At 43.9% G+C, this 22,934-nt stretch carries 23 protein-coding genes and 1 pseudogene; 11 read left to right on the forward strand and 13 right to left on the reverse strand.

Features of this window, described 5'->3' with window-relative positions:
• Positions 1–140 precede the first annotated feature (140 nt).
• Entirely contained in the window at positions 141–578 is a 438-nt protein-coding gene (locus tag FTU72_RS12695; RefSeq protein WP_180052961.1) for a GNAT family N-acetyltransferase, read from the reverse strand.
• A 132-nt stretch (positions 579–710) separates the two neighbouring features.
• Here FTU72_RS12695 and FTU72_RS12700 point away from each other — a divergent pair, with 132 nt between their 5' ends.
• The 3 genes and pseudogenes from FTU72_RS12700 to FTU72_RS12710 all read left to right on the forward strand — a co-directional run.
• Positions 711–1,649 (forward strand): cation diffusion facilitator family transporter, encoded by a 939-nt coding sequence (locus tag FTU72_RS12700; RefSeq protein ID WP_180052962.1) that lies wholly within the window; start codon positions 711–713, stop codon positions 1,647–1,649.
• Positions 1,650–2,060: 411 nt separating this feature from the next.
• Positions 2,061–3,116, forward strand: coding sequence for an MBL fold metallo-hydrolase (locus FTU72_RS12705; RefSeq protein ID WP_180052963.1), 1,056 nt, complete (start codon positions 2,061–2,063; stop codon positions 3,114–3,116).
• A gap of 84 nt (positions 3,117–3,200) precedes the next feature.
• Positions 3,201–3,320 (forward strand): annotated as a pseudogene (locus FTU72_RS12710) (catalase-peroxidase 2); the annotation flags it as partial.
• A 144-nt stretch (positions 3,321–3,464) separates the two neighbouring features.
• Here FTU72_RS12710 and FTU72_RS12715 read toward each other — a convergent pair.
• Positions 3,465–4,985 (reverse strand): catalase, encoded by a 1,521-nt coding sequence (locus FTU72_RS12715; protein WP_004781832.1) that lies wholly within the window; start codon positions 4,983–4,985, stop codon positions 3,465–3,467.
• A 741-nt stretch (positions 4,986–5,726) separates the two neighbouring features.
• On the opposite strand from FTU72_RS12715, the gene FTU72_RS12720 reads away from it, so the two are divergent.
• Positions 5,727–5,903 (forward strand): hypothetical protein, encoded by a 177-nt coding sequence (locus FTU72_RS12720; protein WP_004781833.1) that lies wholly within the window; start codon positions 5,727–5,729, stop codon positions 5,901–5,903.
• Here FTU72_RS12720 and FTU72_RS12725 read toward each other — a convergent pair.
• The 3 genes from FTU72_RS12725 to FTU72_RS12735 form a co-directional block, all read right to left on the reverse strand.
• Complete coding sequence (locus tag FTU72_RS12725; RefSeq protein WP_180002978.1) at positions 5,900–6,400, reverse strand: hypothetical protein; 501 nt, start codon at positions 6,398–6,400, stop codon at positions 5,900–5,902. The genes FTU72_RS12720 and FTU72_RS12725 overlap by 4 nt on opposite strands.
• A 42-nt stretch (positions 6,401–6,442) precedes the next feature.
• Complete coding sequence (ptsP, locus tag FTU72_RS12730; RefSeq protein ID WP_034702391.1) at positions 6,443–8,740, reverse strand: phosphoenolpyruvate--protein phosphotransferase; 2,298 nt, start codon at positions 8,738–8,740, stop codon at positions 6,443–6,445.
• Between the two features lie 91 nt (positions 8,741–8,831).
• The gene (locus FTU72_RS12735; protein WP_004781838.1) at positions 8,832–9,314 is read right to left on the reverse strand and encodes an RNA pyrophosphohydrolase; all 483 of its coding nucleotides are present in this window, start codon (positions 9,312–9,314) and stop codon (positions 8,832–8,834) included.
• Positions 9,315–9,496: 182 nt separating this feature from the next.
• Between FTU72_RS12735 and FTU72_RS12740 the strand changes: the two genes are divergently transcribed.
• Together FTU72_RS12740 and FTU72_RS12745 are read left to right on the forward strand one after the other, a co-directional pair.
• Complete coding sequence (locus FTU72_RS12740) at positions 9,497–10,147, forward strand: HAD family phosphatase (protein ID WP_004781840.1); 651 nt, start codon at positions 9,497–9,499, stop codon at positions 10,145–10,147.
• Between the two features lie 156 nt (positions 10,148–10,303).
• On the forward strand, positions 10,304–10,555 hold the full coding sequence (locus FTU72_RS12745) for a DUF2789 domain-containing protein (RefSeq protein WP_004781841.1): 252 nt from the start codon (positions 10,304–10,306) through the stop codon (positions 10,553–10,555).
• A 43-nt stretch (positions 10,556–10,598) separates the two neighbouring features.
• Here FTU72_RS12745 and ovoA read toward each other — a convergent pair whose 3' ends face one another.
• From ovoA to FTU72_RS12760, 3 genes are all read right to left on the reverse strand, one after another.
• A complete protein-coding gene (gene ovoA / locus FTU72_RS12750; protein ID WP_257220279.1) occupies positions 10,599–12,722 on the reverse strand; it encodes a 5-histidylcysteine sulfoxide synthase in 2,124 nt (707 codons plus the stop codon).
• 217 nt (positions 12,723–12,939) lie between these two features.
• Positions 12,940–13,809 carry a LysR family transcriptional regulator gene (locus tag FTU72_RS12755; protein WP_004781845.1) on the reverse strand — a complete coding sequence of 290 codons (870 nt, stop codon included), beginning with the start codon at positions 13,807–13,809 and terminating at the stop codon, positions 12,940–12,942.
• A gap of 185 nt (positions 13,810–13,994) precedes the next feature.
• The gene (locus FTU72_RS12760) at positions 13,995–14,231 is read right to left on the reverse strand and encodes a DUF2061 domain-containing protein (RefSeq protein WP_159123642.1); all 237 of its coding nucleotides are present in this window, start codon (positions 14,229–14,231) and stop codon (positions 13,995–13,997) included.
• A gap of 262 nt (positions 14,232–14,493) precedes the next feature.
• Here FTU72_RS12760 and leuC point away from each other — a divergent pair, with 262 nt between their 5' ends.
• The 4 genes from leuC to leuB all read left to right on the forward strand — a co-directional run bounded on the left by leuC (position 14,494) and on the right by leuB (position 18,373).
• A complete protein-coding gene (leuC, locus tag FTU72_RS12765) occupies positions 14,494–15,927 on the forward strand; it encodes a 3-isopropylmalate dehydratase large subunit (RefSeq protein ID WP_004781848.1) in 1,434 nt (477 codons plus the stop codon).
• Between the two features lie 21 nt (positions 15,928–15,948).
• Positions 15,949–16,599, forward strand: a complete 651-nt coding sequence (gene leuD, locus FTU72_RS12770) for a 3-isopropylmalate dehydratase small subunit (protein WP_034702382.1) — start codon at positions 15,949–15,951, stop codon at positions 16,597–16,599.
• Between the two features lie 89 nt (positions 16,600–16,688).
• On the forward strand, positions 16,689–17,252 hold the full coding sequence (locus tag FTU72_RS12775; RefSeq protein ID WP_005232350.1) for a hypothetical protein: 564 nt from the start codon (positions 16,689–16,691) through the stop codon (positions 17,250–17,252).
• 41 nt (positions 17,253–17,293) lie between these two features.
• On the forward strand, positions 17,294–18,373 hold the full coding sequence (leuB, locus tag FTU72_RS12780; RefSeq protein WP_004781852.1) for a 3-isopropylmalate dehydrogenase: 1,080 nt from the start codon (positions 17,294–17,296) through the stop codon (positions 18,371–18,373).
• Positions 18,374–18,436: 63 nt separating this feature from the next.
• Here the strand turns inward: leuB and FTU72_RS12785 are convergent, their stop codons facing one another.
• From FTU72_RS12785 to infA, 3 genes are all read right to left on the reverse strand, one after another.
• Positions 18,437–18,850 (reverse strand): hypothetical protein, encoded by a 414-nt coding sequence (locus FTU72_RS12785; RefSeq protein WP_159123639.1) that lies wholly within the window; start codon positions 18,848–18,850, stop codon positions 18,437–18,439.
• A 182-nt stretch (positions 18,851–19,032) separates the two neighbouring features.
• The gene (locus tag FTU72_RS12790; RefSeq protein WP_180052965.1) at positions 19,033–19,428 is read right to left on the reverse strand and encodes a hypothetical protein; all 396 of its coding nucleotides are present in this window, start codon (positions 19,426–19,428) and stop codon (positions 19,033–19,035) included.
• Positions 19,429–19,568: 140 nt separating this feature from the next.
• Positions 19,569–19,790: a translation initiation factor IF-1 gene (gene infA, locus FTU72_RS12795; RefSeq protein ID WP_001284370.1), complete on the reverse strand. Its 222-nt coding sequence runs from the start codon at positions 19,788–19,790 to the stop codon at positions 19,569–19,571.
• 231 nt (positions 19,791–20,021) lie between these two features.
• On the opposite strand from infA, the gene FTU72_RS12800 reads away from it, so the two are divergent.
• Complete coding sequence (locus tag FTU72_RS12800) at positions 20,022–21,029, forward strand: AraC family transcriptional regulator (protein ID WP_004781856.1); 1,008 nt, start codon at positions 20,022–20,024, stop codon at positions 21,027–21,029.
• A gap of 108 nt (positions 21,030–21,137) precedes the next feature.
• Here the strand turns inward: FTU72_RS12800 and truA are convergent, their stop codons facing one another.
• Both truA and FTU72_RS12810 read right to left on the reverse strand, forming a co-directional pair.
• Entirely contained in the window at positions 21,138–21,935 is a 798-nt protein-coding gene (truA, locus tag FTU72_RS12805; RefSeq protein ID WP_034702377.1) for a tRNA pseudouridine(38-40) synthase TruA, read from the reverse strand.
• Between the two features lie 18 nt (positions 21,936–21,953).
• Positions 21,954–22,922: an asparaginase domain-containing protein gene (locus FTU72_RS12810; protein ID WP_180052966.1), complete on the reverse strand. Its 969-nt coding sequence runs from the start codon at positions 22,920–22,922 to the stop codon at positions 21,954–21,956.
• Positions 22,923–22,934: the final 12 nt, after the last annotated feature.

A 22,934-nucleotide genomic window follows, 5' to 3' on the forward strand; every position in this document is an offset into this window, starting at 1 on the left:
TGAAATACGGTATTCTGATGTGACAAAACCTGAATCCTGGTCGTTAAAGTGTTTGTTTGCACTCATATTTTAACTGTTAGGACTCAGGTTTTTTTATTTAAAGCAAACTATGGGACAGCAGTGAGCTTTGGCTTCCTTTTTTATTTTTGCAGTTTTAGATGCAGAATTGGGTAGGGATTACCTTCAGCATCGGTTTCTGAACGGCTGATCATCTCGAAACCATGTTTTAAATAGAAAGTAGTCGCATCAGGATTCTGCTCATTCACATCGACTTCAGTCACACCTAGAGCAAGCGCATGTTGTAATAACTGGCTGCCTATGCCTTTTCTAAATGCCGCAGGAGAGACAAACAGCATTTCCAGTTTGTTGCCTGCAATGCCCATAAAACCCAGAATCTGCTGCCGATGTTCCACATGGAACAATTGCACGTGGGTGAAATAATTATGATCAATAATCTGCTGACGGATCTTTAGGATCTGCGCGTCATTTAGGAAATGATGCGTAGCACGGACGGATTGTTCCCACAATTCTAGGAGCTGAGGATGCCGATCGGCAGAAGTATGGACAATTACAGGCATGAAGATTCCGATTAAAAATGAGAACAACAAAACAATAAACAATTTATCGCAGCAGTTTATTAAGATGCAAAGAGATAAAATGAAAAATCAAATAGATCCATCTGTTTGAGAAAAAAATTAGGACAAATTTGAATGTCGTCTGAATCGAATAAAATTGTGGTATATGCAGCGCTGTTTGGTAATCTGGCAATCGCGCTGGTGAAATTTGTCGCAGCCTATATCACCAACAGTTCTGCCATGCTGAGTGAGGCGATTCACTCGGTTGTTGATACACTGAATGAAATTCTGCTGCTGTATGGTATGAAAAAGGCTGAGCAGCGCCCTGATGCCTTGCATCCTTTCGGCTATGGACGTGAACTGTACTTCTGGGCCTTTATTGTCGCCTTAATGGTCTTTGCTTTGGGCGCCATTGTATCAATCTATCAGGGTATCCAGCACATTATCCACCCTGAAGAAATGCGGGACCCGATGATTAACTATATTGTGCTCGGTATTGCGATTTTATGTGAAGGAACTTCTTGGTTCGTGGCTTTAAAAGCCTTTCGCAAACACAAAGGCAAAATGGGATATTTTGAAGCTTTTAGACGCAGTAAAGACCCAACGACTTTTACTGTGTTATTTGAAGATACGGCTGCATTGATCGGTCTGTTTATTGCCTTGACCGGTATCTTCCTGGCACATCAACTGAATATTCCTGAGCTGGATGGCGCAGCTTCAATTCTGATTGGTGTTGTGCTGGCGGTATCGGCCTGGTTGCTGGCACGTGAAACCAAAGGCTTATTGCTAGGTGAAACAGCAGATCCTAGACTGCGTGAAAATGTACTTAACATTGCCCAGCAGGATACTGCGGTCTATAGCGCCAATGGGGTGCTGACTGAGCAAATGGGCGCGCATCAGGTGATTGCCTCCTTAAGTCTGGAATTCAAAGACGATCTGACTTCTGATGAAATCGAAGCTTGCGTCAACCGGATTGAAGCGCAGATTAAACAGCTACACCCTGAAATTATTACTCTGTTTGTGAAACCTCAAACCAAAGCCGTATGGCTGGAACGGACTCAAGGTCGTATTTAAGGAAGTGAAGATTTCAGTAGATAACTTTCGTCGGATAGTCAGAAGGGCATCAAGCGTGATTACATGAATACGGGATAAAAATTTAGGTCATGAAATCATGTACAGTCAGGTACGGAGTGAGAATTATCGGATGAATATCGATCATTCTCCTGTCTTTTTAGAAAGCAGAATGGACACAAACTTGATCTCGAGTATTCATTTTTTTAGAAGCTTTTCATCGGTTTTAGTCTTTCCATGGGCTCGATGTTTTGCTAAAAATAACAAAAACATAAATGAATCTTAGGCACGTATTTCATACTATGCTGAAATACCGAAGTATATAAGTTTGTATGCGATTTAAAGAGATGCTCCGTTTGAAAATTCCAGGTGGATGCTGTCTTGCATATAACAAATAATAAATAGTGGATATTTATGCAAGATCTTTTCAAGACTAAAAAATTTCAGCTTGAGACTGAGTCCAGTTGGAAACATCTCTGGTCCAAGCCGGTATTTGATTATCTACATTCCGATCATTTTGATGGTGAGCGGTTTAAGAATCTGGAGCATCATTCGCTCGAGCAGAGTCGCTTTGACTTGTATAAATGGTTATTCACCAGAAAATCCAGAACTTGGGAAGTAAATCTGGAACAGGAACGTGCCGAGTTTTTTTCACGTCCGCGTGCTTTACCACAAAATCGGCCGGAAGCCACTTTAGATGACTGGCAAATCTGGTTTATTGGGCATGCTACCGCTCTGATCCAGATCGGGCCGTATAATTTTCTGACTGATCCGGTCTGGTGTGAATATGCCAGTCCTTCTGCATCCCGAGGGCCACAGCGCGTCATTCCTGCTGGCATTGCCCTGGATGAGCTGCCGCATATTGATGCCGTATTGCTCAGCCATAACCATTATGATCATATGGATCTGGCGACCTTGGCCTGGCTGCATCAGACCTATCAAATGCCGATCTATACCGGCCTTGGTAATGGCTGGTACCTGCCTAAAGACTATAATGTCATTGAAATGGACTGGTGGGAAAATGCATTTTTTGAAGATATCCAGATTGTCTATTCGCCAGCACAGCACGCTTCAGGACGTGGAATGCGTGACCAGAACTGCGCATTATGGGGCGGTTTTTCCTTATTGAATGGCAAGGATCATTGCTATTTTGCTGGGGATAGCGGCTATGCGCCGCATTTCAAGGAAATTCGCAAACGCCTTGGACCACCACGAATTGCGCTGTTGCCGATCGGTGCCTATGAACCGCGTGAACTGATGCGCAATATTCATATGAATCCGGAAGATGCTTTTCATGCCCATCAGGACTTAATGGCACGTTGTTCTATGGCCATTCATTATCGGACCTTCCAGCTCACCGATGAAGTACGTGACCAGCCTGAAAATGAATTGCAGCATATTATCCAGCATTCCTCCAAGCTGATTAACCCGTTTTACTGTATTCGTGAGGGCAAACGGATTATTGTCTAAGGGCTTAAGATCACTCCTGTATAACGATTGAGTCGTTAGCTAGCATATAGAGTAGCTCTCATTTGTATAGGATTAAATCCTATGCTGAAGGGTACAGGTGCCAATCGTGGTGGAAACAAGCATGGCATACTGACTGATCGGGTGGGTATGTTGAGCAATGATTTCTTCGTGAATCTGATGGATATGAAAAAGATCTGGGTACCGGTAGAAGAACCTTTTTGAAATCCGTGACCGTCAAACACATGACCTGAAATGAACTGCAATTCATATTCCTAATGCTTTAATTTAACACCAATAAAAAAACCACCCTCGGGTGGTTTTTTATTCGCTCAGTTCAAGCTAAAAAACTTAGAGAAAGCTTGGTAGGCCTTTAGCTGGATCAGTTGCTCGAGCCATCTGGGCATCAGCTACGCTCATCCCAAGAGCTTGAGCAATACCTTCACCATAGGCGGGATCACAGGCATAACAGTTACGGATATGACGGTACTTGATGAAATCAAGCGCATCACCCATTGCGGCTGCGGTATTATTAAATAGAGCCTGTTTCTGCTCATCATTCATCAGGTTGAACAGGGCACGTGGCTGGCTGAAGTAGTCATTATCATCTTTGCGATAATCCCAGAAATCTGCATCACCCGTGATTTTGAGGGGGGGCTCTCTGAATTCTGGCTGTTCCTGCCACTGGCTGAAACTGTTCGGCTCATAATGCGGCAATGAACCATAGTTGCCATCCATACGGCCCAAACCATCACGGTGATTTGAATGTACCGGGCAACGTGCGGCATTGACCGGAATCTGGGCATGATTCACACCTACACGGTAACGCGCTGCATCAGCATAATTGACCAAACGTGCCTGTAGCATGCGATCCGGTGAATAGCTGATACCTGGTACCAGATTGCTTGGCGCAAAAGCGGCTTGTTCTACGTCCTGGAAATAGTTTTCCGGATTACGGTTGAGTTCGAATTCACCTACTTCAATTAGTGGATAATCACCTTTCGGCCAGACTTTGGTCAGGTCAAACGGATGATAAGGCACTTTCTCGGCATCTGTTTCAGGCATGATCTGAACGTACATTTTCCATTTCGGATAATCGCCACGTTCAATCGCATCAAACAGGTCGGTTTGACTGCTTTCACGGTCTTTAGCAATCAACTCTGCTGCCTCAGCATCAGTCAGATTCTTGATACCTTGCTGGGTACGCATATGGAATTTTACCCAAAAGCGTTCATTTTGGGCATTGATAAAACTGTAGGTATGACTGCCGAAACCGTGCATATGACGGTAACCAGCCGGAATCCCACGATCGGACATTACGATGGTAACTTGATGTAGTGCTTCCGGCAATAAAGTCCAGAAATCCCAGTTATTGGTGGCGCTACGTTTATTGGTTTTCGGATCACGTTTTACTGCTTTGTTTAAGTCAGGAAATTTACGTGGATCACGCAGGAAGAATACCGGTGTATTGTTACCGACTAGGTCCCAGTTCCCTTCTTCGGTATAGAATTTCAGGGCAAAACCACGAATGTCACGTTCTGCATCAGCTGCACCGCGTTCACCGGCGACGGTCGAAAAACGGGCAAAGAGTTCGGTTTTTTTACCGACTTCCGAGAAAATTTTTGCACGGGTATATTCAGTAATGTCATTGGTTACGGTAAAGGTACCAAATGCACCTGAACCTTTTGCGTGCATACGGCGCTCAGGAATCACTTCACGAACAAAGTTAGCCAGTTTTTCATTCAGCCATAAATCTTGGGCCAGCAATGGGCCACGGCTACCTGCCGTCATACTGTTCTGGTTGTCGACTACAGGTGCGCCAGCTTCAGTAGTCAGATGGGTGACAGGGCACTTTTTCATATCTTGGCTCATATTTCTCTCCAAGCGTTGAGAATTTTATTCGTTATTCCAGCATTCAAAAAAATCATCTATAAGCGCAGGAATAACATTAGGGGCTTTATTTCCAACAGATTTTTAATTAAGTGAGTTGTTGAATTGGGTGTTTTGGCAATAAGTTTGGTTTTCTGTAACTTCAGAAAATACTGCCTAAATGAATAAAAATTAAGTCATTGAAAATAAATAATCTAATTTAGACCTCTTGCGTTAGTCAAAATTTAATCAGTGATAAGCATTGATTTTTAAATATATATCAAAATCTAAAATAGTCATAAAAGATACTTTCGCAAGAGGTCTTTTGAACATAAGATATTTCTAGAAATGTGACAATGTTAAAATATGCAAATTTTTCACTCAGTTTAAAATGATTAAGTAAGAAAATCAGAATTTAAGATGTCTTCTCTAAGTCAGAAAAATGCTTCAATATCTCTTTTAGATTTCATTAGGTTTTATTAAATATTTATTAAGTTATTAATTTTATAAATATTTTTTAAATAGAAAGATTTAAGGATTAAAATTCAAGGATTAAACAGGTAGTTAAATCAGCATTCTCTTGCTCACAATTTTCTGATTTTTACAGCAAGAATATCTACCAAATTATCTATTTTCTGGAAAATATTTAAGTCCTGATCTGCTTGAAAATTGGCCAGTCGCCCTTATAATCATTTCACATCCCGAGCGGATCATTTCCTTAGTCCAAATTAAACAGAGAGCAAGATGGCAAAGAAAAAAGCTGTAGAGGCAGTCATGCCAAACTTCGTGGCCAAACATATGCATGAAGTCAATAAAAGCCAGGTTTTTGTAGACCGGAAGAAAAATGCAAAACGTGGTTATACCAAGCACAAACAAGGGCGATATCAACAAGATGATCGCCCTTTTTTATGGGCGGCTTAGGGCGGCCAGGAAGAAGTGGATCTGCTTTGGACAGGAGCTGACTTTAAGGGATTCTGGAGGGTATAGTGAAAAGATGAATTTCTTTTCGAAGAATGCGGTGAAGTCCGCCGGGTGGTTGAAGAAGCTTCTTCGGGAAACATATTTTGAAAAAAACGGGGCAGGGTCGCAGAACTCGAAGATCTATTTGGATCAGCATCAGCCATAGGCCGGGTTTGCTGAAAACTGGCAAATTTTCCTAGCTGTTGCCGATACAGTTTTGCGGCAATGACCGATGGATCATTCTTGCCTAAACGCCGTTGCTGGGTACGAGAAATTTCAATTCCCCATAAGGGACAGGCTTTAGGACGTTCAGTTTCACGGATATACTGGTGACTCGAGCTGGTATTGATACGATCATGAGAAGATGTATATCTGGATTTTTGTGAACGTAAGGCCGGTGCAACAATAATAAAATAAAACGCTGCAGCCAGCATAAGCAGGATAAGCACAAATTCCATAAGTACCTCGACAGATGCAGAGGAACCTGGAAAAGTTCCTCCTTAAGCGCTGACCATACGGGTGGTGGATTTCACCATATCTCCTAAACCATGTGTTCTAAAATAATGCTCCATCCAGCTTTTTACCATGAGTGGATTGTCCAGTTTTAGTACATGTTTGAGTAATTCCTGTGCATCAGGCATCGGTACATGACAAATCGTTTTTCGGACTCTCAAAATATTGCTAGAACTCATGGACAGGGTATTGAATCCCATGGCCATTAATAGTACGGCCGATAGAGGATCACCGGCCATTTCACCACAGATACTGATCGGTTTGTTATTACGGTGACAATCCTCTACCAGACGGGTCAGGGCACGCAGGATCGCTGGATGTAAGTGTGAATAGACATTGGCCACACGTGGATTATTCCGGTCTACAGCAAGTAAATATTGGGTCAAATCGTTAGAACCGACCGAGAAGAAATCGACCAGTTCAGAAAATTCATCAATCTGATGCAGTACGCTTGGTACTTCGACCATAATTCCGATTTGCGGTTTGGTAATTTTGACCTGCTCTTCTTCCTGAACGGCATAATGATCACGCTCTAACAGATACAGTGCTTCTTCAACTTCACTGACACTGGTCACCATCGGCAACAGGATATGCAGATTGTTCAGACCGATACTGGCTTTTAGCATGGCGCGAATCTGAGAAGAGAAGATTTCAGGATGATCCAGGGTAAAGCGGATACCGCGCCAGCCCAATGCTGAATTTTCTTCCTCAATCGAGAAATATGGCAGGTCTTTATCTGCACCAATATCCAGCGTTCGCATGACTACCGGTTTATTGGCAAAGTGACTCAGTTGCTGCCGGTAAATGGCTCGCTGTTCCTCTTCGCCCGGGAAGCGGTCACGTAGCATGAACGGGATTTCAGAGCGGTATAGGCCAACACCTTTGGCACCGCGTTGTACACCACGAACCACATCAATCATCAGGCCGGTATTTACAAACAGACGTACAGCGGTACCATCTGGCGTAATTGCATCTTTGGTCTCGTATTGACGTAGATCTTTGGCAATCTGTTCTTCTTCTTTCTGAATTTCTTTATAGCGGGTACGCAGACGACGTGGTGGATTGATAAAGATACGGCCCTGATGCGCATCGACAATCATCTCGACGTCATCCAGGGTATTGATGGGCAGTTCAGTCACACCCACGACAGTCGGAATACCGAGTGCGCGTGCCACAATCACCATGTGCGAATTCATGGCACCTTCAGTGGTGACAATCGCGGCAATCTTATCAACAGGCAGTTCCACCAGTGCAGCCGTTGAAATTTCTTCACCAATCAGGATGCTTTCATCGGTCAGTTCGCGATGGCTTTCATCGGCTTCCTGTAATTTGGCCAGAATACGGCGACCCAGATCTTTCAGATCAGCGACACGTTCACGCAGGTAATCATCTTCCATCTGGGCAAACTGCGCCACATGGTTATCAATCACGATGCGAACCGCACCTTGTGCCCAGTGACCATCACGAATCAGTGCTTTAATCTCCGATGGGAGGGCATTTTCATCCAGCATACGCAGGAACACACTGAACAAAGCACGTTCTTCGGCCATCAGCGCATCCTGCATCTTGTCATCCAGGAACTGAATTTCTTCACGTACCGAATTTAAGGCATTATCCAGCAAAGCCAGTTCTTCGCTAATATCATCCGCTTCACGATCCGGAACAGCGCCCAGATCTGCAGGTGGATAAAGCACAATGGCACGGCCGAGTGCGATACCGCCAGAACCCGATACGCCTTGGAAGGTTTTATATGCCGGTAAATTATTTGGCTTGCGGAATACATCAATATTGCCGACTGCATGGGCGTGAGCGATTACGCCCGAAAGCTGGGCACATAGCGTAACCAGGAACGATTCAGCCGCTTCACTAAAATCTTGGGATTCTTTATTTTGGACAACCAGTACGCCCATGACCTTACGGCGGTACATGACTGGAACGCCCAGAAAGGAATTATAAATTTCTTCGCCCGTTTCCGGTAAATACAGGAAACGATCATGCTTAGGGGCATTGTCGAGGTTAACGATTTCCTCACGCTGACCTACCAGACCTACCAGACCTTCACCAGTATGTAAAGAGACGTGACCAACAGCTTCAGGTTTCAGGCCTTTAGATGCCATCAACAGATAGCGCTGGTTGCGTTCATCGAGCAGATAAATGGAGCAGACATCCACATGCATGGCCTCGGCCACCTGATTGACCATAATATCGAGTGATTCATGCAAACTGGCAGACGCATTAATCTCTTGGACAATGCGTCTCAGGGTATCCAGTTGCATATTCGACATGGGAGCTGCTCCGTATTTTTTTAGAAGTCCGGTAATTTAGTTTATTTATAACAATAGCCGAGCAAAAAATCTGCACATGCACGCGATTTTTTTAAGGTTTTTGTTGTGGTAATTGCTGACAGAGTTCAATCATGGCCTTGCGATAAACATCGCGTTTAAAATTCACCACTTGGCCTAATGGATACCAGTAACTGACCCATTGCCATTGATCAAATTCGGGCGGATCGGACAGATCAAGTTGAATGTTCTGTACGGGCGCCGTCAGTTTGAGTAAAAACCACTTCTGTTTTTGACCGATACATACCGGATCTGAATCCGTGCGAATGTATCGATACGGCAAACGATAACGCAACCATCCTTTGGTCTGCGCGATAATCTGGACGTGTTCAGGCAGTAAGCCAACTTCTTCTCTCAGCTCACGATAAAGTGCCTGCTCAGGGGTTTCTCCATATTGGATACCTCCTTGTGGAAATTGCCATGCATTATGACCAATGCGTTTTGCCCATAAAACCTGTCCAGCATCGTTTGCCAAAATGATCCCGACATTCGGTCGGAAACCTTCTGAGTCGATCATTTGGCTACCTAAAATTGTTTAATTTATGCCTTTGCTTTCGGGGAATATTATTTCTTTATCCAACTCGAAAAAAAGCAAAGTTTAAAAATGTTAAAATTGCTATGATCTTAACGAATTTCTATCGACTAGCGGAGATAGATTTACAATTTTTTTCTTAAATTTCAGTTTTTACGAGTATTTTCATGAAATTGGCGCTATTTGATCTCGATCACACCCTGTTAAACACCGATTCGGATCATTCCTGGGGGGAATTCCTGGTCAATGAAGGCCTGGTGGATCCCGTTCATCACCGCGCCATGAATGACAAGTTCTATGAGGACTATAAAAAGGGTCAACTGGATCCCTATGCCTATAATGAATTTGTGTTCCAGTTTTTGACCCAACATGACCATGATTATCTGACCGAATTACATCAACTGTTCATGCAAAAAGTCATTCGCCCCCAGATGCGTCCGGAAGGTTTTAAAGCGATTCAGCGCCATAAAGATGCAGGGCATGAAATTGTAGGCATTACTGCAACTTCGGACTTTATTACTGCACCGATTTTCCGTGAGTTTGGGATTACTGAAATTATTGCCACCAATGCTGAAGTCGTTGATGGTAAATATACCGGTAAGGTGACCAATATTGCCTGCTATCAACAAGGTAAACTGACCCGTCTGGAACAATGGCTGGCAGGTCGTGACGTGACCGAGTCTTGGGCCTATTCAGATTCAATCAATGACCGTTTTCTGCTGGAATATGCCGATCATGCCATTGCCGTAAATCCGGATGATCGTCTGGAAGCATTGGCCAAAGAACAGGGCTGGGAAATTCAGGACTGGTCGATTTAAGCAATTCTTTTGATTTAATCAGGCACAACTTCGGTTGTGCTTTTTTATAAGCAGAATAGGGTACTTTTTGACATGCCCGTTGCTGAATAAACATGCTATGCTCAGAATAAATAAAGCAAGTCGACAATAACGATAGCAAGCGCTGAGGTAATGAAAATGACCCAAGTTAGACCACGTATGACTCATCTATTTGCACAGTTAGGTCTGGATTCGAGTGCAGAAGGGATTGCCCAATTTATTCATGAGCATCAATTACCCAAAGATGTAAACCTGATGGAGGCGCCGTATTGGTCAGATGCACAGCGCCAGTTCCTGGCTGAAAAAATTGCTTCAGATGGAGAATGGGCCATTGTGGTGGATCAGCTTAATGAATCTCTGCATGAAGATGCTACCAGTGGGATGGAATAGCGAACAAAAAGCCAATCAACTGATTGGCTTTTTCATTTTGGAATTATCGTACCCTTTTCCATAAAGTTATTTGGGACAGGGTATGTTGATATTTACGCGCTGTTTCTCGGATCACAAAAGGCACATCCACAGGTTCGTCCAGCATTTCAAAATGTGGACTTAGCAAAGCTTTGATACCCTCTAAGGTACTCAGGTTTTCTCCCGCCTGCTTAAATCCGCCGATCCATTCACTGCGTGCTGTATGTTCTTCCAGCCAGGTATAAGGCGAGGCTAGCATCAGGATTCCGCCCATATTCAGCCGATTATGAATCTCACTTAGAAAAGCTTTAGGATGATGCAGACGATCAATCAGGTTGGCTGCCAGAATGAAATCATAATCTTTGAATTGCGGTTTCATATTGCAGGCATCGGCCTGATAAAACTCGACCTTATTAGCAACCTGTTCAAGTTCAAGTTCTGCCAGTGAGCAGGATTTATATTCCACCAGTTCGCCCTCAACAGGAATGCTATAGCGCAGGGTTTCGCCTTGGGCCAGCACCACACCTTGCTGAATAAAACGGGCTGAAAAATCCAGACCTGTGACCTGATCAAAATCCTGAGCCAGTTCAAAGCTGGCGCGCCCGGTTGCACACCCGATATCCAGCGCTTTATAGCATGGAATGTTTTGAAAATAAGGACGGGCCAGTTGAATGAGGCTTTGGGCAAAGTTTGGAACAGCAAAATATTCCGCCCCATACTGGAATTCCAGATATTGGGAAATCAGCTGATCGCTTTCATATTGAGAGTGAAACTGCGGTGATGTCTCTTCCGCGGCAACATAGCGAAAACCGGCATGCTGGAAAAAATGTCGCCGGAACGCATAGCGTGAACTGTGCAGGGCTTCATTGCCAGCTGAAATCCAGGAACCGCCTTTAATCAGATGATGTTGGCCATCGAAGGTTGGGGTACTAAAATCATCATAGAAAGGATGGACTTGAAAGCCTTCGAAAGGATAAATCGGGGTCTCGGTCCATTGCCAGACATTGCCCTGAACATCATAAAAATCGCCATGCTGAAAATGATCCACCGGAAAAGAGTTAGGGCCATATTTTAATTCAATATTGGCTTGCTCAGGACTTGGTAATTTTGGATCCAGTCCTGAAACTGCATACAATCGATACCATTCATCCTCAGTGGGCAGACGAATGGATTCTCCGGTCTGTGTTGATTTCCAGTTACAGAAAGCTTTGGCTTCATGATAATTCACTTCGACTGGCCAGTCCCAAGGCATTGGAACTTCTTCCAGCATCAGTCTTAAGGACCAACCCAGTTCCGTTTTGACCCAGAAGGTAGGATGTGTGGCTTGAGAAAATGCTAACCATTGCTGGCCCTCTTCAGTCCAGTAGTCAGCTGTCTGATAACCTTCTGCTTCAACAAAGGCTAAAAACTCCTGATTGGACACCAGATATTTAGAGGCTTCGAATTCTGCAATTTCGGCATGATGGTGGCCGTATTCATTGTCCCAGCCATAAAAAGCATGTTCGAAATTTTTATGTAAATTGACCTGACCTGCCGGTACCTTTACCAGACTATTTTCAGGCGCAATACCGGTAATGACATTGGCACGCCACTGCGGATGATTCTGTACATAACGTAACTGATGCTGGCGAATTAAAACTGAAGAGGTTTCCAGATGAATCCGTTCATGCTCAATGCCCATGATGATGGTCCACCAGGGATTGTGCCAGTTCAGTGGAAGTTGTAGCGGCGCATGTTCTATCACTTTCAAGACCAGGGCACGCACCTGATGCCGGTAATCACGTACCGCCTGAATGCTAGGCCAGTGATAGTTCTGTTCATCCAGATCATCCCAGCTCATTTCATCTACACCAATCGCGAAGATACTTTCCAGATGCGGATTTAAACGTTCCGGGATCAGTTGAGCCAGCAACAGCTTATTGATAAAAAAAGTGGCAGTATGGCCAAAATAAAAGATCAGTGGATGACGTAAGGCAATCGGTTTGACATAAAAGGCTTCTTCATTTTTCAGACAGTCAAACAGTTGCTCATAGGTGTCAAAGGTATTTAGAAAATAATCACGTAATACGGCACGCGCTGTCGGTTCATCTTCAAAATCAAGGTTGGGAGTCGGGTGTAGCGTTGGTTTAAGCGGTTTCCATAAACCCATTTCTTCGAGCAGGTCATGAGAAGAAGATAATAAAGTTTTGGAATCAGAAGATTTGATCTGCATTCTGTGCTTCCTTGAATACGTTTTAATTTTTCATCTTCAGGAAAATGAATTTGATACTTTTAAAAGTACTTGAAAGGAAGCAACTGATGCGATGTATTTAGGTAACAAAATGCTGCATCGATATCGATGCAGCAGAGAAATGTGAAAATTAATTTTAAATTGACGGGCCTTGCATCAGTTGAACCAATGCTTCAGCCGCCTTCGATTGAGTACGACCCGGATGCCAGACCATACCGAGCTGACGGTTCATTTCCAGATTCAGATCCAGTTCTTGCAGGTCATGGTTGACCAGGGTTTTGGGCAAGACTGACCAGCCTAAACCAATCGAAACCAGCATCCGGATGGATTCAAGCGGGTTATTGCTCATGGTCGTTTTCGGCTTGATGCCCTGCTTTTCAAACTCGGCCATCGTAATCTGCGTAGTATAGGTCTGCGCAGAAGGCAGCAGGCTTGGGTAATTCACCAGATCTTCAAGAGACAGGTTTTTTTGCTGAGCCAGTGGATGGAATGGTGCGACCACAAAAACCAGAGGATCATTCCAGATAGTGACATATTTTAGGCGTTCATCACCATGCGGTGGCAAGGTCAGGAAAGCCAGTTCCAGATCACCAGCAATGACCTGTTCATGCGCCTGTTCAGAATCTACAAAATGTACATCTAGCGTCACATTTGGATATTGCTGTACATATTCACGCAGATGGCTCGGTAAATGATGCAGGCCAATATGATGGCTGGTGCCAATTTTCAGTTTGCCTTGGACCTGACCTTGTTCATGACTCAGGGTGTAGTGAATATCACCCAACTCGTTCAGCCAGTTTTTTACCTTAGGCAGCAGGGAATGTGCCGCATGAGTGGCCTGAACACCACGGCCCGCAGATTCAAATAATTTCACCCCAAAATATTCTTCCAGACTGTGAATACGTTTGGTCACAGCCGGTTGGGTAATAAAAAGCTGATCTGCAGCCAAAGAAATCGAACCTGTTTCCATGACTTTTACAAAGGCTTCAAAAGCTGCGAGATTCATCTTGATCACCTATAAAGTTTTTTTATGCTTAAGTTTATTATTGTAATAATTTAAGAATAAATCAAAGTAAAAATATAGAACTATTGGTTTAATGTTGAATTAATACACATTTTTAAATGTTTTATTTTATGTCATAAAAAAAGCCACCGAGGGTAGGTGGCTCAAAGAGGAAGATCGACAAAAAATTATGCGGTGATTTCCTCATCCTGTTGCTGGCTTTTTGCTTCCCAGATTTTCTCGTGGAAGAAGAAAGCAACTGCCTGTACAGTCGGTTCTAATAAACTCAAGGCAATCGCCATGGTTAAACTGCCTGTGACAAAATAGCCCACTAACATCGCGACAGTGATGTGCATGATGTAATAGCTAAATGTCTTTTTGAACATGCGCTGATTGTTGTCTACGAAACGTTGAATATGTGCCATGTGGATCTTCCTCAAAACAAATGATCTGTGCCGATGAGGAAATAATAATAATTCTCATTTAATTTGTAAAAACGAATATTTTTAATAAAACGATCGGAAAATTAGATTTATAAAAAGAGAGCTAAACCATGATTTAATTTAAGTTTTAAAAGATTCCAAAAAGTTTTTTAACTAATAAAAATGATAAATTAGATTTATGTGAATGCAGCGATATAATCAAAATTAGCGAAAGAATTTACCCAGTCCAGTGGAGCACATCGACATGGCAGGCGAGACCCAAACAGCAAAAACATTATACGATAAGTTATGGGATGACCATTTAGTAAAACAACGAGATGATGGTTCAGCTCTACTTTATATCGACCGTCATTTATTGCATGAAGTGACTTCGCCACAAGCCTTTGAAGGCTTGCAACTTGCTGGCCGTAAGCCATGGCGTTTAAGTGCCAATATTGCGACACCTGACCATAACGTACCGACCTCTAAAAAAGAGCGTGAGCAGGGCGTGGCTGGGATTGAAGATGATACTTCACGTATCCAGGTACAAACCCTGGATGATAACTGTAAGACGTTCGATATTGTTGAATTTGATATTAACGATATTCGTCAAGGCATCGCGCACGTTGTTGGTCCTGAGCAAGGCTTAACCTTGCCAGGTATGACCGTTGTATGTGGTGACTCACATACTGCAACACATGGTGCATTTGGCTGCTTGGCACACGGGATTGGAACATCAGAAGTTGAACATGTATTGGCAACCCAATGCCTGGTTCAGAAGAAAATGAAAAATATGTTGGTACGCGTTGACGGTAAATTGGGTCAAGGCGTAACACCGAAAGATGTGGTTTTAGCCATTATCGGTAAAATCGGAACTGCAGGCGGTACAGGTCACGCGATTGAATTTGGTGGTCAGGTGTTCCGTGACATGTCGATTGAAGGCCGTATGACCGTGTGTAACATGGCAATCGAAGCGGGTGCACGTGTCGGTATGGTCGCAGTCGATGAAAAAACCATTGAGTATGTTAAAGACCGTCCATATGCACCGAAAGGCGAGCAATGGGATCAGGCGGTTGCGTACTGGAATACTTTGCACTCCGACGAAGGTGCTCACTTCGATACAGTTGTAGTGTTACAAGGTGAAGAGATTGAACCGCAAGTGTCTTGGGGGACTTCTCCTGAGATGGTGATTCCGGTGTCTCAAGCGGTTCCAACTTTGGAACAGGCCAAAGATGATGTACAGCGCAATGACTGGAACCGTGCTTATCAATATATGGGCTTAACTGCAGGTCAGCCTTTAGCAGATATTCAGTTAGACCGTGTATTCATCGGTTCTTGCACCAACTCACGTATCGAAGATATTCGTGCTGCGGCTGAAGTAATCAAAGGCCGTAAAGTGGCTTCTAGCATTAAGCAGGCCATGGTCGTTCCGGGTTCGGGTTTAGTGAAACAGCAGGCAGAATCTGAAGGTTTGGACAAAGTCTTTATCGAAGCTGGTTTTGAATGGCGTGAACCAGGCTGTTCTATGTGCTTGGCAATGAATGCTGACAAGTTGCAGCCAGGCGAACATTGTGCCTCAACTTCAAACCGTAACTTTGAAGGTCGTCAGGGTAATGGCGGTCGTACCCACTTGGTGAGTCCAGCCATGGCGGCGGCGGCAGCGATTGCCGGTCACTTTGTTGATGTCCGTTCATTTTAATTGGTACGCAGGAGCAGAAATATGAAAGCTTATACCGTTGAACAAGGTATTGTTGCACCCTTAGACCGTGCCAATGTCGATACAGATTTAATTATTCCAAAACAGTTTTTGAAATCGATCAAACGTACCGGTTTCGGTGAAAACCTGTTTGATGAATTGCGTTATTTGGATGAAGGTTATCCGGGTCAGGATAACTCGGTTCGTCCGATTAACCCGGACTTCGTGTTAAACCAGCCACGTTATCAAGGTGCATCCATCTTAATTTCTCGTGCTAACTTTGGTTGCGGTTCAAGCCGTGAGCATGCGCCGTGGGCATTGAATGAATACGGTTTCCGTACTGTGATTGCGCCAAGCTTTGCTGATATTTTCTTTAATAACTGTTTTAAAAATGGCATGTTGCCGGTAATTTTGCCGGAAGAAACGGTTGATCGGTTATTTAAAGAATGTGCAGCAGCTGAAGGTTATCAGCTAACGATTGATCTGGAAGCGCAGGAAGTTCGTACACCAAATGGCGAAAGCTTCAAGTTTGAAGTGGACCCATTCCGTAAGCATTGTTTGTTAAATGGTTTGGATGATATTGGCTTAACTTTGCAGGCGGCAGATGATATTCGGGCCTATGAAGAAAAAACCAAACAATCACGCCCATGGGTATTTGCTGAAATTCATTCATAAAACAGCAAAAATTGTCATGGCATGACTGCGAAGGCCTTGCTAATATCAGAAGATTATTAATTTTTTTTTGATAGGTTAATACAGACATCATGGCAACGTATTGGAAACAGTGGCTTGCTCTAAGTGCAGTATCAGTGCTGATGACCGCGTGTCAGAGCATTGATACCTTCAAACTTAAACATGCCAAAGAAGATGCAGAAAGCAAATCCAATGCCTTGATTTATTGTGCAGGCACACCGGATTGTCAGTTTGAACGTTTAGATCGGACCATGATTGTGGATGAGTCCACCAAGCGAATCAGCCCAGAAGCGCTGGATCAGCGTCTGGTTCGTTTGCAGGCCAAAAACCTGAAACAGGATAATCCGATTTATTTATCTGTACCGGAAGGGCAGCATGAACTGGTGGTGCGTTTCTATCCGATTAGCAAGGATAAGGCTGAGACCTTGCATCTGTTCCAGCAGTTTAAGGCGAATAAACGCTATACCCTGAAAATGTTCCGTGACCGAAATGCACGTAGCACCAGTTTATTAAATGCCTCTGCACCTGATCCATTGTGTGTGGACCTGTTGCAAGAGCAGAAAGTGATTCGTCGTTTTTGCAAACCTTATAATGTCATCAATGGCATTGCAGAGTTTGTAGAAAAAAAAATTTAACCTAGTCAGGTGGATGCCTGACCTTATAAATGGAAAAGCTCATGTCTAAACAAATTTTGATTTTAGCTGGTGACGGTATTGGCCCTGAGATTGTAAAAGCCGCAGAACAGGTGCTTACACGAGTTAATGAAAAATTCAATCTGGGTTTAACATGGGAACAAGGTCTTTTAGGCGGTGCTGCGATTGATGCACACGGTTCACCTTATCCAGACGTAACGTCTGAACAGGCGAAAAAAGCAGATGCAATTCTGCTCGGTGCTGTAGGCGGTCCAAAATGGGATACGATTGAGCGTTCAATCCGTCCAGAACGTGGCCTGTTAAAACTACGTAGTGAGTTGAATCTGTTTGCGAACTTACGTCCAGCGATTCTTTATCCACAATTGGCTGATGCCTCTAGCTTGAAACCGGAAATTGTCTCTGGTCTGGATATTCTGATCGTACGTGAATTGACTGGTGGTATTTACTTCGGTCAACCACGCGGGATCCGTGAACTGGAAAATGGCGAAAAACAAGGTTTCAACACTGACGTTTATGCAGAGTCTGAAATCAAACGTATTGCCAAAGTTGCGTTCGAACTTGCTGGTCTGCGTGGCGGTAAAGTATGTTCAGTCGATAAAGCCAACGTGCTTGAAGTGACTGAGCTTTGGAAACAGACCGTGACTGCACTGAAAGAAGAGCAATATCCGGACATTAACCTGTCTCATATGTATGTAGACAATGCTGCGATGCAATTAGTACGTGCGCCTAAACAGTTTGACGTGATCGTAACGTCTAACCTGTTCGGTGACATCCTGTCTGATGAAGCTGCAATGCTGACTGGTTCAATCGGTATGTTGCCATCAGCATCATTGGATGAAAATGGTAAGGGTATGTATGAACCTTGCCATGGTTCTGCACCAGATATCGCAGGTCAAAACCTGGCAAACCCATTGGCAACCATTCTGTCGGTAGCCATGATGCTGCGTTATACCTTCCGTGAAGAAGCAGCCGCTAAAGCGATTGAAGATGCGGTAGGTAATGTTTTAGACCAAGGTCTGCGTACTGCTGACATCATGTCTGAAGGCATGACTAAAGTGGGTACTGTGGAAATGGGTCAGGCAGTGGTAACTGCATTGAACTAAGTTACACATTAGTTCCACGTAAAAAACGCAGCCTTGAGCTGCGTTTTTTACGACTGATTTTGATTAACAGGTTCGACCCGAAAGGCTGACAGAAGTTGCAATATTGTCTTTCAGCAAAAAGGTAATCTTGCATTGCAAATTCACATCATAACCTGATGCAGGACTCACAGTGACTGGAACCGGAACTGTGCCAGTACCTGCTGCCGGAAACTGGGCAATCGGTAAGGGAACGGTCACAGGACGTTCCACGACATAGCTGAGCTGTTGGGAGCTGAGCTCAGGTTCACTGATTTGCTGATAACCCAAACGTTTCAGATCTAAATTGCGATCAATATACTGGCTACTCTGCCCAATAAATTGCTGTAAATAAGTTTCACGGTCAGTCTGGCTGATCGTAGGTGTTTGTGCACACCCTGACAGACCGAGCAACAGGATGCTCAAGCCCAATACCAGAGAAGTACCTTTGCTTAACAACATCACATCACTCCTACTCAAGGAACGCTTAAAAACAGTGTAGTAGCAAAGTGTGAGAGGAACTGTTGTAATTTATTATTAGGCAAGACAGGATCAATCAGGCAGTTAGCTGTAGCTGTCAAATTCAAGACAACTTAGAACGCTCTTATATCCACTTTAAAATGAATAAAACGCAAAAATAAGTCTTAACAGGCACGTCCGCTATATTGCACGGATTGAGCAATCCCTTGTTCTAGTTGAAAATGAATCTGGCAGGGCATTTCAACCTGATAACCTGGGCCGGGTGCAGTCGCGAATCGTACAGGAGCACCTATACTGACACTTTGCTGAATGGCCGGTGTTCCCAACGGAAGTTCAATGGTGCGAAGTACAGTATAACTCAGACGTTTTTCCGTTTGTACAGGTGCTTTTGAGGTCTTAAAACCGAGTGCAGTTAAATCCAGATCCTTGCGAATTGATTCTGCAGATTTGCCAATATATTGCTGTAGTTGCTGATCTAGTTGTCGTGATTTTATCGAACTTGTAGTGGCGCAGGCACTCAGGCTGATTCCTAGGATCAGAGAAAACAAGATTTTTTGCATGAATGATTCACTGTTTTTATTAGAAGAAAAATAGAAATTATTATCTTCGAATGCAGTATAGGGAATGTGCAGGGGAATTGATATAAAAGAAAAAGTAATAAAAAAGCCACTGGATGAGTGGCTTTTGCTTCCGCTAAAACTTAGCGCGCACGGTATGTGATACGACCCTTAGTCAAATCATAAGGAGTCATTTCGACCTTCACGCTATCGCCAGTCAAAATACGAATATAGTGTTTACGCATTTTACCAGAAATATGGGCAATTACTTCGTGACCGTTTTCTAAACGTACACGGAACATAGTATTAGGAAGCGTCTCGGTGACAACGCCTTCGAACTCGATGAGTTCCTCTTTATTGGCCATAGCCTACCTGAATGAATAAATTGGAAAGGCGCAAATTATAGTCAATTTTTTCGCAAAACACAAGGTGTAACGGGCGTTAGACTGATCATCTGTCAGTAAAATAAGCGAAGTGTGAGTTTAAACTTTTTAACTAAAAAGCGTGTGGTATCTGTTGTCAGTTTGGTCAATCACAGTTAATCTAATTTCAATCTTTTTAAGTATAAATGAAGTACATACAAGGAAGGTTTTTGAGTGAGTCAGCTAACGGATGCATCAGTCGTATTGCGTTTAGGCTATCAGGCGATTCGTCGTGCAGGTTTGCCAACAGAAGAACTTCTGACGAAAGCAGGAGTCGCTTTAAATCAGGTGGAGACCAATGACCGTACTCCGCTTAGTGCTCAGTATGCCTTCTGGGTTGCCGCAGAAGAGGTCAGTAAGGACCCGGATATCGGATTGCATCTGGGTGAACATTTGCCGCTCTATCGCGGACAGGTGATCGAGCATCTGTTTATTTCATCAGAGAATTTTGGTGAAGGCTTGAAACGTGCACTGGCTTATCAGCGTCTGATCAGTGATGCCTTTCATGCCAAGCTGGTGGTCGAAGACGATCGCTGCTATCTGACCAATGGTGAACAGCCTTTTGCTGAAAGTCTGGTCAATCGTCACTTTACCGAATGTGCGATGTCGGGTGTGCTGCGTTTCTTTAAATTTATTACTGAAGGCCGCTTTGAACCGATCTATATCGATTTCAATTTTTCCAAAGGCGCGGCAGATGAAGAATATTTCCGGGTTTATGAATGTCCGGTAAGTCTGGGCCAGAAAGAAACCCGTTTGTATTTTGATCCCAGTATTCTGGATTTCCCGCTTTGGCAGGCAGAGCCGGAACTGTTGCAGCTACATGAACAGCTGGCAATTGAAAAATTACAGGAACTGGCTCGTTACGATTTAGTCGGGGAAGTGCGTCGGGCTATTGGCTCTACTTTAGAAAGTGGTGAAACAACGCTAGAAACTGTAGCCGCTCAACTGAATATTACTCCACGCCGTTTACGTACCCAGCTCAGTGAGGCTAATACCAGTTTCCAGCAGATTCTGTCTGATTATCGCTGTCGTCTGGCTAAACGTCTATTGGCGAGTACCAATGAAAGTGTGGAGCGGATTGTTTATCTGACTGGATTCTCGGAGCCAAGTACTTTTTACCGTGCGTTTAAACGCTGGACCAATGAAACACCGGTGGAATATCGAAAGCGGAAACAGCGTTAATCTTTAAAATCTAAAATCCTCCCCCAACCCCTCCTTTAATAAAGGAGAGGAGTTCCTCCCTTTTTCAAAGGGAGGTTAGGAGGGATTTAAAAATTAAAAATAATTAGCTTATTCCGGCATATTTAACCAGTATGGACCCAAAGGTACTTTGGGTAGGTCAAAATACTCTGGATATTCAGCCTGGATAAAATACAGACCGTCCGGTGGTGCGGTAACACCGGCTGCTTTACGATCTTCTGCTGCAAAAATATGGTCAATATGGTCAACCCCATACATGCCTTGGCCGATTTCCAGCAAACAGCCCATGATATTGCGTACCATATGATGCAGGAAGCCATCCGCCTGAATATCTAGAATCAGATAAGGCCCATGCTGGATCAGGCGGCAGTGACGGACGTGACGTACCGGCTGATTGGACTGGCAGGCTGCTGCACGAAAACTCTCAAAGTTATGTGTGCCTTCAAACTTTGCAGCCGCTTCAATCATCTTTTTGACATCAAGTGGATAGTAAATATGAGTGACCTGTTTATGCAGCAAGGCAGGGCGTACCGGATGGTTATAGACAATATAACGATAACGGCGTGCCTGTGCTTTAAAGCGTGCATGGAAGCCATCATCCATCTCCTTGATCCATTGGATTGAGATATCCTTAGGTAACTGGCTATTTGAGCCCATTAACCAGCCTCGTTCAGAACGCAAGGCATGGGTATCAAAATGTGCGACCATATTGGTCGCATGCACGCCGGCATCGGTTCGGCCTGCACCATGCAGAATAATCGGTTCATCGGCAATTTTACTGAGAACCTTCTCGATGGTTTCCTGAACACTGATTACGCCCGGTTGTTGAGTCTGCCAACCTCGATAATTCGTTCCACAAAACTCAATTCCCACCGCAAAACGCTGCATAATGACCTCAAAACCTGACTAATCGTACCAATGGGCATGCCATTGTTCTACCGTGTCATATTGTAAATACATTTTTAGGGCTTTTGCATAAAGATCAGCATGGCCATAACTTTCATTGAGTAGAATTTTGCAATCATGCACCCATTCAGCAATGGCATAACGCTGATCGGTGGCACCGAAAGGCACTTGAGTAGTTAAGACCGAGATAGAGCCTTTGGCATAGAGCTGATTGATAAAATCTACGATCTCTGGATTGACGGCCAGATTGCCGGTTCCAAAGCCTTGCAGGAATAGAAAATGCGGAGGATAGGCCAAAATATTTTTCAGATTATTGAACTGTTGAACTAAATCGATCGGCTGCATCATCAAGCTCATACAGTTAAAATCCAGAGCTTTGGCAATATCGTCTGCTGTAACCTGATGACTTTGCTGGTTGGCCTGAATAGCGATATGCGCATCCAGACCAGTAAAGGCATTCAGCTCAGTGGTATGTTGCTTTAAGGCAGTTTGAGCATGAATCAGTTGCTGATGAAAAGCCAGATAAACACCTGCATTACACTGAGTTACTGAAGCGAGCGCAAAGCTCAGATTGTCCATGGCATCGCTAAATTCGCGTTGCGCATCGCCTTCAGCATTCAGGAGGGGATACTGGCTGCCAGTCAGCACAATATGAGCCGAATTCCCCATAAAATGTGCCAATACTGCGCTGGCATAGCTCAGGGTATCTGTCCCGTGAATAATCACAAAATGTTGTATCTGCTGTTCAGATTGCAGATTTTGGATAAATTGCACCAGTTCTAACCAGTCTGTAGCAGTACAGGCACTACTGTCCTTAATCACAGGAGCGCAGTAATACTGAATGAACGGTTGATCTGTAAGTAGCTGTTCCAGTTTTGGAATAAATAAATCGGCAGACATAGGGGCGAGCGGGTCACCGACACAGCCAAAGGTGCCGCCCATATAAATCAGTGCAATATCTTTTATCATAAAAAAGCAGCC

It is taken from the genome of Acinetobacter sp. YH12137 (assembly GCF_013418535.1).
Taxonomy (GTDB): Bacteria; Pseudomonadota; Gammaproteobacteria; order Pseudomonadales; family Moraxellaceae; genus Acinetobacter.